A 262-nucleotide genomic window follows, 5' to 3' on the forward strand; every position below is an offset into this window, starting at 1 on the left:
GGTCTCGCGGTCGATGCCGCGCTCCGGCGCAAGCGTCGTTTCGAAGAGCCGGCGGATAAACGGATCGCCGCCGTCGTCGTCAAGTTCGATCGCGCGATGCAGTTCCGCGAGCCGGCCGCGAATGCGCTCGTGCAGTTCGGCGGTCGCGGCCTTCGTGAAGGTTACGACGAGAATCTGATCGGCGTTCAGGTTCTTCTCGAGCAGCAAGCGCACATACAGCGCGCAGATGTTCCACGTCTTGCCGGTGCCCGCCGAGGCTTCG

The 262-nt window shown here is 64.9% G+C and carries 1 protein-coding gene; it reads right to left on the bottom strand.

Annotated elements, in window-relative coordinates:
- Positions 1-262: UvrD-helicase domain-containing protein (locus SB822_RS58205; RefSeq protein WP_410859256.1), on the bottom strand; the 262-nt coding region annotated here is incomplete at both ends.

Source organism: Paraburkholderia sp. SIMBA_054 (assembly GCF_046534875.1).
Classification (GTDB): Bacteria; Pseudomonadota; Gammaproteobacteria; order Burkholderiales; family Burkholderiaceae; genus Paraburkholderia; species Paraburkholderia hospita.